The organism is Candidatus Stygibacter australis, assembly GCA_030765845.1.
Classification (GTDB): domain Bacteria; phylum Cloacimonadota; class Cloacimonadia; order Cloacimonadales; family TCS61; genus Stygibacter; species Stygibacter australis.
This window is the reverse complement of sequence record JAVCDJ010000225.1, coordinates 1-7,156: the sequence shown is the minus strand read 5'-3', so window position 1 is coordinate 7,156 and position 7,156 is coordinate 1. Positions and strand designations below refer to the sequence as shown.

General features: G+C 41.2%; 1 protein-coding gene. It reads left to right on the top strand.

All coding sequences use genetic code 11. The features are described 5' to 3' along the window. Window positions 1-7,156 (top strand): tandem-95 repeat protein (locus RAO94_11525; protein MDP8322970.1); only part of this gene is annotated, 7,156 nt, incomplete at both ends.

Below are 7,156 nucleotides of genomic sequence, written 5' to 3'. Positions count from 1 at the left end.
ATACAACCATTAATATTGGCAGACACTGGTATGACTATAATGATGAAATAACTTTTCAGGAAAGCTTTAACAGAGGTCAGTCAACAGTGATCTTTGATGGTGAATCAAATCAGGTCGTGGAAGCAACTCGTGAACTTTATGAATTTGAAAACATTGTAATCAATCAGACAGCAGAATATTTTTATCCTCATTCAAATTTTATGATCGTGGGAAATCTGGAGATTATCAATGGCTGCTGGAACAACAGTAATATGGGAATGACCCATTATCTGAGCGGTAATGTGTCAATCTGTGACGACGGCTGGTGGGACAATATGGGAACGGTGATTTTTTACAGCAGCAGAGAAGCTACTTTTGAGCGATTGGGTTCAGGTGTGCAATTTCATAATGTGATCATAGATAAAAATCCGGCATGGGGACGTGATGATGAACGTGAAAATGCCACTTTGACTCTGGCTTCTGACTTGATTATGCTGTGGGGTGGAGATTTGACGATTGAGAGCGGGACTCTGATGAGTGCCGATAATACAATAACCTGTTCAGGAGATGTTACGATCAACGGTGGCACCCTGGCTCTGGATGCAGACTCAAGACTGAGAGTAGGTAATGATTGTGCCCTAAATGTAAATGCCGGAGGGACATTGCAGGCAATTGGAACAGAAGAATATCCTGTGGATATCACCTGCTATAATGCCGGACATTATCACGAGGTGAATATCAATACTGATGGACAGATAGCCGCAGAATATACTACATTCCAGTTTATGTCTGCTGATGGAGTTTATGTAACTTTTAATGGAATTGTGGATGAAGACTATGCTTTTAATCATTGCACTTTCCAGAATGGAATTGAGAATGGATATCTGCTGCGGTTGCATAATGATCAGGAGTTGGTATGCAATGAAGCAGTATTTCCTGAAAATACCTGGGGCAGTGCCTATAACGTATATCGTAATCGGAATGCCGGTGATAATGAATTTATCAATGCCAGTGGAGAATTTTCAGGAGAAAGCTATGATTATGATCCTTATAATCGTATTGACTGGACTATTATAATTCCTCCTGAGATAACCGTTTATGCTGATGACCCTATGGATTATGGTGAAGTTATTGTAGGTGAAATGGGCTCACTTGGTATTGATATAGAGAATACTGGAACAATGACTTTAACTGGTACGATAACAACTCCTGCAGGATATAGTGTATCATTCTGGGCACGAGATGGTGAGGAAATAGTAAACCGTAATGCACTTTCTTTCACTGTTGAAGGCGGTGATCTTCACACTTACAGAGTAGATTTTGAGCCGACTGAAGTGATGACCTATGCCGGAGAAATCATAATTGAGCATAATGCAGACAGTGCTACAGAGATAGTAAATGTTACGGGTATTGGTATTCCAATTCCACCTCCGACATGTGAGATATGGGAAGAGGAATTTATCTTTGGAGATGTGATCATCAATGAGAGTAAAACTAAGTGGTTCACGATATATAATAACGGTGGATCTGCTCTGGAAGGTACAATTGCTGTGCCGGAAGGATACACCGTTGATGAAGCAGTCTGGCGCAGTATAGACAATCCTGATGTAGAGCACCATCATGAAACGATGAACACTCGCAATGTAATTGATCTGGAGATTGAGCCTGGCTATATGGTAAATTTTTCTCTCGTGTTTGAACCTGTAGAATTACAGGAATATAATGGAGTATTGGCAATTACACACAATGCACCATCGGGTGAAACATTGATAGATATCACAGGACGCGGCGTGGAAGCTATACTTAGCTATAATCCTTATGTATTAACCAGTGTATTGACACCTGGAGAATCAGAAGCTCAAGTTTTGACTTTGGGAAATGAAGGGAATCTGGATATCAATTATCTGGCATTTGTGGAATATGAAGGAGTGAATAACACCATAATTGAGGAAGGCTTTGAAGGTGATTTTCCGCCAACAGGCTGGAATATTGATCCAGAAGGCTGGGGTGGCTGGATGCAAAGCAGTCAATATTTCTATACAGGGGATTACAGTGCGCAGATATCAGCGATGGACGGGGACGATACACGCTTGATCACGCCCTGGTTTACATCATCTGATGATTGCCTGCTGCGTTACTGGATAAAAGGTAATAGTGATTTCTGGGATGAATTTGCTGAAGGAGAATTTCATATTGAGTTAACAACTAATGGCAATGACTGGACACCGATCTTTAGTTGTTCCCAGGAAATTTTGCCGGAAAACTGGGCACAATGGGGACTTTCATTGGGTTCTTATGCTGGTCAGAATGTGCGTCTTGCTTTTCATGTGACGGCAAATTTCATGGCACGGGGTGTAAATATTGATGAAGTAAAAATAACCGGTGAAACCAATCCCACCTATTCCTGGCTGATGTTAAATGGAACCACAAATCTGATTGGAAATATTCCAGTAAATGGATCAGATGAGGAAATCCAGGTCAGCTTTAATTCGGCAGGATTACCGGATAGTGATTTTTATGCGAATATATATCTGGTGAGTAATGACACTTCAGATCCTGTGATAAATATTCCAGTGGCTTTCAATGTAGGAGTATATGATCTGACGGCTACACCTGCCAGTCTTGATTTTGGAGCAATTGATGTTGGAACTGATGCCATTATGCAATTTACTTTGGAAAACACCGGAACTCTGGAGCTGGATGGTGAGATCACCATGCCAGAAGGATATTTAGTGGAAGAACCAGGACCAGTAATCAGAAATGACGTTCAGACATATCATCTATTCCCAGGAAACAGTTTAACTTATAATGCTACTTTTGCCCCGGAAACTCATGGAAATTTTGATGGTGACATTACTATAACGAATATCTGGACAGATACTGTGGAACTTCTACCCGTAACAGGCACAGGAATGGCTCCTGAGATTGAAGCTTCAGAAGATATGCTTTTTGTTGAACAGCAACCTGGTAACTCCACAACAAGAACTTTGACTTTGTCAAATAACGGTAATGATCTTCTGGAATATTCAGCAAATATTAGTTTTACAAGAAATAACAGGGATATATTGGTTTCAACCGGTTTTGAAAATGAATTTCCACCTGTTGGCTGGGATACAGAAAACCTGGCAATGGCTGGTAATTGGTGGTGGGATACTTTTTATCCGCATACGGGAATGGTGTGTGCTGTGGCCGATCCTTATATGACTGTAGATGCAAGACTTATATCACCGCAATTTACAGCAACACCGGATTGTCAGCTATCCTATTACGTCAGAACCTATAATCAGCCTTCTGGTGGTGGCAGCTTTGGTGTGGAAGTTTCATTGGATGGCAATAGCTGGACATTTCTGGATGAGATAGATATGAGTACTCTTTCACTTGAATATGAGCAGAGGACACTATCGCTGTCAGAATACTCTGGTTCGAATATCTATATTGCTTTCCGCATGTATGATAATACTAATTATTACTGCGCAGGAATACTTCTGGATGATATTGAGATTACCGGAAACCCCGTGGTACTTGATGAATGGCTTACTCTGGATGGAGAGGACAGCGTTGCCGGAATTATTGAACCTGGAAACAGCTCAGATATTTTAGTTGGTTTCGATGCCATGGAAATACCAGAAGGCTATTATATGTCGGAAATCATAATTGACAGTAATGATCCTTTGATGCAGCAGCAGTGGATAATGGCAGAAATGATTGTCGGTTATCCGCATATCAACGCATATCCAGATTCACTTGATTTCTGGGATACTGCTGTGGGAGAAGAAACCTGGCAGAGCTTCAGTATTGAAAACATGGGTGATTTGAGCTTAACAGGAGAAATGAGTGTCCCGGAAGGGTTCACCGTACTGGAAGATACATTGAACTGGGTAAGGGAAGATTTGCCTGACCGAGCCCGTAATACAATATTTGAATTTTCCATAGAACCCTGGATGTATCAGAATTACTATCTCATATTTGCGCCTGATATTGCCCAGAATTATGATGGAGAACTTGTAATTACCCATAATGCCACCGAACCACAAATAGTAATTGGCTTAGGTGCTCAGGCTGTTGATGTCCCACAAGTAACTACCACAGAAGTAACTGAAATCACTAATTACTCCGCAATTGGTGGCGGTAATGTCTTGCATGATGGAGGTAATGAGGTATTCAGCCGTGGAGTGTGCTGGAATGAAAGTGGGATGCCTTCCATAGATATTGATATGTTCACTTTGAATGGAACAGGAACTGGAGAATTTACCAGTGAAATGATTCCTTTGCAACCCGGAAGAACACATTACGTGAGAGCTTTTGCTGAAAACTACTATGGGATCAGTTACGGTAATGAAATAAGCTTCATGACCACAGGTCCACTGATAACTCTTTCTACAGACAATCTACCTGATTTCGGTGAAGTGGGTTTATATGCCTATTCCGAAGTGCAATCCTACACGTTATCTGCCACTTCTCTGGAAAGTGACCTGATGATCTTTGCCCCTATTGGTTTCCAGATTGCCGTCGATGACCAGCGGGAACTGGAATTTATGGATACTATCAATATTGAACCCAGTGATGGCAATATTCCCGAAACAACAATATATGTTTGCTTCTACCCGGAATTTCTGGGAGAATTTTCTGAATCTATCGTGCACTACAGCATGAGCGCTGCAGAAAAACTGGTAGCTGTTCAAGGTACTGGTGTGGAACCGGTAGAGCTGAATATTTCAGTAGCTGCCCTGGCAGATTTTGGGCAATTGGAAGCTGGAGAAAATTCAGCAGAAACCAGCTACACTGTTTCCGGTTTCAATCTGGTTAGTGATGTAGTCATCACAGCTCCTGAAGGATTTGAGATCTCCACTTCTTCCTCAACCAGATTCACCAGACGCGACCGGGAATTCACCTCCCAGTTAGTATTATCGCCTGCTGACGGTATTCTTGATGAAACAGAAATATTTGTCAGATTCCACCCCACTGAGCCTGGTTATTATGAGAACAGCATAACCCATGAAACAGATTTTGCCCAAACAGCTGAAGTATCTGTGATGGGAACCTGTATAAGTTTACCAGAAGTGATCACCTTGTTTGTCGATGAAATCAGCTATAACACTGCTTCCTCAGTAGGAGAAGTAATATCTGACGGTAATCTGGCTATTGAAGCCCGTGGTTTCTGCTGGAGCGAAGAAACAGCTCCTGATCTAAGTGATAACTCAATTGAATCAGGTAGTGGCACAGGATTTTATACTGCCAGCTTCGCAGATCTGGAAGAGGGCACAACCTATTATCTAAGGTCTTATGCAACTAATTCTCTGGGTACTGCCTTCGGCAATGAGATCAGCTTTTCAACTCTGGCGGTTCCTGAGATCAATCTGCCGGAAAGCTTCAGCTTTGCTGAAGATAGTTCGCTGGAAGTTGATTTTGAACCATATCTCAGTGATGAAGATTTTGATCCACTTTATCTTTCAGTGAATGGCACAGTAAATATCAGTGTAACGATAAGCGGATTAATGGTTACTTTTACCGCTTTAGAAAACTGGAATGGCATCGAAATACTTACATTTATTGTAAGCGATAATGTTACCAGAGCAATAGCTGTGGATGATGTGGAAATTATCGTAACTTCTGTCAATGATGCTCCTGCAGCTGATGCAGGTGGACTTTACAACGGTACTGCAGATGTTTCTGGAACATGTGAGATAATGCTCAACGGAACCGGATCTTATGATATTGATGGTGATATCACAGATTGGCAATGGAGCTGGAGTAGTGATGAGGCTACCGGTTCTGAACCTCTGGCAGTATTCCCCATCGGAAACACAGAAGTTGTACTGACAGTTACAGACAATGAAGGGCTTACAGATACAGATACAACCCAGGTTATAGTAACCGGTTATGAAAACATCCCTCCTGTTGCAATAGAAGATTCCTATTATCTCATGGAAGACGAGAGTATTTCAGAAAACGTTATGCAAAACGATTATGACATTGATGAATATCCTCAATCATTAACTGCTGAATTGTTAGAAGGAATAGAGCATGGAACTCTGGAATTATTACCCAATGGTGATTTCAATTACCAGCCAGACACAAACTGGAATGGCTGGGAAGCATTCAGCTACCGTATTTTTGATGGTGCTGCATATAGTGAGTCTGTAAATGTTGATCTGTTTGTAAGCCCTGTTAATGATCCTCCTGTGATTGATTTGCCGGAGAGTTTCACAATTTTGGAAGATGGCTTCCTGGAAGTGGATTTCAGCTTGTACATTGATGATGTGGACGGAGATGCAATTCTTCTCACATTCCCAGAACCTGATAATTTCTCTGCCATTCAGGAAGGTTTATTTATCTACTTTGAACCCGATGAAAACTGGCATGGTTCAGAAACTATCACTTTCACAGTTGATGACGGGCAAAGCAGAGCATCAGCTTCTGATGAAATGACTATCATTGTGACTTCTGTGAATGATGACCCCATAGCAGATGCTGGAGGTCCTTATGAAGGTATTATGTATATTCCTGACACTTGTGAAATTACTCTTGATGGTTCAGGCTCCTATGATCCTGATGATGATATTGTTCAGTGGCTCTGGAGCTGGGAAAGCAATGAGATTAGTGGCGAAATAGTAATTGGTGAATTTTACCAGGGATTTACAGAAGTTACGCTTACTGTAACTGATAGTGAAGGTGCAAACCATTATGATCTGGCAGAAGTATTTATTATTGAATACCAGAATATTGCTCCTGTAGCAATTGCAGATGAATATTACCTTTGGGAAGATGGTGAAGTTACTGATAATGTGATGATCAATGATTATGACTTTGATGAGCTGCCTTTGCCATTGATCGCAGAACTGGTTGATACTGTATCTCATGGAACTCTGGAATTTATGGAAACCGGTGATTTCACCTATCAGCCAGACCCAGATTATGATGAATGGGACACCTTTAGTTACCGGATTTTTGATGGTGTAGATTATAGCGAAACTGTTAATGCAGATTTCTTTATTAGTTCGGTAAATGATGCTCCGACAATTGATCTGCCGGAAAGTTTCACCCTAGATGAAGATGGATATCTGGAAGTAGATTTTACGCAGTATGCGAGTGATATTGATGGTGATATCTTGATCCTCACCTTCTCCGAGCCAGTAAATATTGAAATTGTAGATTATGACTTATTGGTTAATTTCTT